This is a genomic window from Candidatus Pelagibacter communis (assembly GCF_001179925.1).
GTDB lineage: Bacteria > Pseudomonadota > Alphaproteobacteria > Pelagibacterales > Pelagibacteraceae > Pelagibacter > Pelagibacter ubique_E.
In genome coordinates this window covers 1-3,561 of record NZ_CVSF01000066.1, presented here as the reverse complement: position 1 = coordinate 3,561, position 3,561 = coordinate 1, and the positions used below count along the sequence as shown (strand labels likewise).

The 3,561-nt window shown below is 30.1% G+C and carries 5 protein-coding genes; all 5 read left to right on the top strand.

The window, feature by feature from the left end; genetic code table 11:
- On the top strand, positions 1-769 hold a 769-nt coding region (locus AMN70_RS04365; RefSeq protein WP_075502131.1), incomplete at its 5' end, for an ABC transporter ATP-binding protein.
- On the top strand, positions 769-1,473 hold the full coding sequence (locus AMN70_RS04360; protein WP_075502129.1) for an AzlC family ABC transporter permease: 705 nt from the start codon (positions 769-771) through the stop codon (positions 1,471-1,473). The genes AMN70_RS04365 and AMN70_RS04360, both read left to right, overlap by 1 nt.
- Complete coding sequence (locus tag AMN70_RS04355) at positions 1,463-1,786, top strand: AzlD domain-containing protein (protein WP_075502127.1); 324 nt, start codon at positions 1,463-1,465, stop codon at positions 1,784-1,786. The genes AMN70_RS04360 and AMN70_RS04355 overlap by 11 nt, the downstream gene beginning before the upstream one ends.
- A complete protein-coding gene (glaH, locus tag AMN70_RS04350) occupies positions 1,783-2,706 on the top strand; it encodes a glutarate dioxygenase GlaH (RefSeq protein WP_075502125.1) in 924 nt (307 codons plus the stop codon). Before AMN70_RS04355 ends, glaH begins: the two co-directional genes overlap by 4 nt.
- Before the next feature lie 233 nt (positions 2,707-2,939).
- On the top strand, positions 2,940-3,561 hold a 622-nt coding region (locus AMN70_RS04345), incomplete at its 3' end, for a hypothetical protein (protein ID WP_143323420.1).

Sequence of the window (3,561 nt, the reverse complement as noted above, 5' to 3'; positions counted from 1 at the left end):
AGTTTTAGGAAAAGCACCAGTCGCAGAAGATTTGAAAAAACTGGCGTCAAACAATATTCACCTAACCATTAAAAATATGAATGCAGGATATGGAAAAATGGAAATACTTCATAATTTTGATCTTTACGTAAGTAAGGCACAATCTCTGTGTTTAATAGGTCCCAATGGTGCAGGTAAATCTACTATACTTCATTCAATTTATGGTTTTACAAATATTTTTTCCGGTCAAATAGAAATTGATGGTAAAGAAATAACAAATTTAACCCCAGCTGAAAAATTAAAATCAGTTGGAATAGCTTATATTTTACAAGATAATTCTGTTTTTCCAGATATGACAGTAGAAGAAAATTTACTGATGGGGGGATTTATAAAAGAAAAAACTAATGAATCTTATGAGGAAGCAGAAAAAATTTTTGAAAAATATGAGAGATTAAGAAATAGAAGAAATCAACCTGCGAAAGTATTATCTGGGGGAGAGAGAAGATTATTGGAAATTTCGAGAGCTTTAGTTATGAAACCATCAGTATTATTGGTGGATGAACCTTCAATTGGTCTGGAGCCAAGATATATTGATATGGTATTTGAAATTTTAAGAGATCTTCAAGAGAATGAAAAAAAAACAATTATTTTAGTTGAACAAAATGCAAAAAAAGGTCTAGAATTCGCAGATATAGGCTATGTACTTGTTTCAGGTCAAACAGCAATAGCTGGAAAAGGTGATGATCTTTTAAATAATCCAGATGTTGGTCGCCTATTTTTAGGTGGTTGATGATAAATACGAAATATTTTTTAAAGGGTTTAAAATCTATTAAAGGTGTTGGAAGTCCGGCCATAGCATTAGGAGCAAGTTTTGTAGCTATAGGAGCGCTTCTGAAAAATTTGGGTTTTTCAATACAAGAGAGTATTTTTTCGACTTTTTTAACTTACGCACTACCTGGATCATTAGTTATGGCAGAGTCTATGTTTATTGGAGCATCTCTAATAAATATATTTATAGCTGTATGGTTAGTAAACGCGAGATTGTATCCAATGACTGTAGCGTTAATGCCGTTATTAATGCATGAGAATCAACCAAGATGGAAATATTATTTATCATGTCATTTTATTGCAGTTTCATCGTGGCTAATTATGAAAGATAATTATGAAGCTATAGAAAAAGTGAACAGGATTGATTTTTGGATTGGAATCGGAATAGCAACTTGGTCAATTGCAATTTTTTCAACAATTATTGGTTTCTTGGCTTCTGATTTTCTTAATAAAGACATGCTTATTGGTTTAGCAATAGTCAATCCAATATATTTTATTTGTATGATGATAGGCGCAATGAAAACGATTCAAATAAGTTTGTCAGTATTATTAGGAGGAATTTTAGGACCAGTTTTTTACTTTTTGTCCCCTGAGTGGTGCATTTTGTTTGGTGGTTTTGTAGCTGGGTCTATTGCTTATTTCATTGGAGAAAGAAGTGTCAGCTAATATAGTTATTGTAATTATTGTAACCTCCTTAGCAACATATTTATCAAGATTTTTAGGCGTTATCAGTTCAGAAAAAATTAAAGAAACATCAAGATTATTTAGGTGGTTTAATTGTCTAGCTTATTCTACTCTATCAGCTTTAATTGCCAGAATAGTAATTTTTCCATCGGGATCTTTATCTGAAATAGATTATTTAATCAGATTTATAGTGATAATTTTATCTATAGTTGTTTTTTATTTAACTAAAAAGAATTTAGTTTATCCTACACTTTTCTCTGCTATCATACTCTCAATTTTAAGCAGTTACGTATGAATATAAAAATTGATGGATTTGAAATTAAGTTTAGTGATAAATCTCCTAGAATTATAATTATAGATATTAAAGATGAAATATTAAATAAACTTATCTTTCCATTTAACAAATTTGATATAACTGCACTTGAATACAAACCATTTACTAGATTTACTTTGGCTAAGAGCTTAGATGATTTGAGCAATAATGAATTATCTAAATTTTTAAATAAAATAATTAGAGATAGAAATACTGGTTGTTTTATAATTAAGCCAAAAAATTTAATTTCAAAGATAGATGATACTTTTTTAGTAAAACTCTCAACGGCAGTTTCACATTTAATTGGAACACCAAATCATGATGCTATGGCAGGTAAATATTATGCAAGATTTTTTGTGAAACATGTTGATAAGAGTGATTCCTATTTAAGAAAAGCATATACGAATATGGATTTACATACAGACGGAACATATGTTAAAGAAAAAACTGATTGGTTATTAATGTCTAAGATTGAAGAAAAAAATGTTGAAGGAGGAGAAACAGCTATGTTACATCTTGATGATTGGGAGCACTGTAGCGAGTTATTTAATGATCCTGTAGCTAAAGAAAACTTTATTTGGGGTTCTCCTAAAAGTAAAAATATTGAATATAAAGTTGAACATCCTGTTTTTTCATCTGACAAAAATGGAAAAGCACAAATTTCGTATATTGATCAATTTCCTGAACCAAAAAATATGAAACAAGGAGTTTTTTTACAAAAATTATCAGATAGTTTAGAAGAAAGTAATAATAAGATTATAGTCAAACTTCCTGTTGGGTCTTCAATTGTAGCAAATAATTATTTTTGGCTTCATGGCAGAAAAGCATTTAAAGAACACAAAGATCTAAGCAGAGAGCTTTTAAGAATAAGGGGAACTTTTTTTCAGGAATCGATGAATTAATTTAAGTGAGTGTAGTTTTCATTATTTTGTTTAAAAAATGCTGAAATTCTATTCTTAATTGAGAATTTAAAGGTATAAAAAAAAGCCCATTTTTATTGAATAATTATGTTGCAAATAAGCAACAAAATTCATTTTTCTCAAAAATAGCTTAATTTAGAGATAAAAAAACAGAATTTTATAGGGTAAAAGTTTCACTAATTTTAATTATAATTAATATTAAATAAGGAAAGATAATGAGAAAAATATTAGTAACTTTAATATTGTCTTTATTTACAATGGGCACTGCCTCTGCAGAGATCGGTGTAAACGTTGGTATATCAGGACAATTAGGTCTCTTTGCAGCGTCAGCTACTGAGAAAGATACTGGTTCTCATGGAACTACGACTGGTGATGATGAAACAAACAGTGATTCAGATTTCATTGGTCTTGGCTACGCGTCAATTTTCATTGAGAAAGAACTAGGACCATTAACTATTGGAGTTGATTATGTTCCAGATGCTTTAGAAACTGAAACAGCTGAACAAACAACTACCGATAAAACAACTTCTGCTACAGCTGCAAGTGTAACTAACAAAGTTCAAGTAGACTTTGAAGATTTAACTACAGTTTACGCTGCTTTAAATCTAGGTGAATCTGGAGCTTATGTAAAAGCTGGTCATGTAATGGTTGACATAAACACAAACGAAAGTCTAGGTACTGGATCAACTTATGGTAATACTGATATTACAGGTGTTGCTTTAGGCGTTGGATACAGCAATGACTTTGGTAATGGTATGTTCATTAGAGCTGAAGGTACTTACATGGAATTTGACGGAACATCATTAACTTCTTCTTCTGGATCTCAAAAGATTACAT

Excerpts from the sequence above, each read along its gene's own strand:
- glaH (WP_075502125.1), top strand. The coding sequence starts at position 1,783 with ATGAATATAAAAATTGATGGATTTGAAATTAAGTTTAGTGATAAATCT.
- AMN70_RS04360 (WP_075502129.1), top strand. The coding sequence starts at position 769 with ATGATAAATACGAAATATTTTTTAAAGGGTTTAAAATCTATTAAAGGT.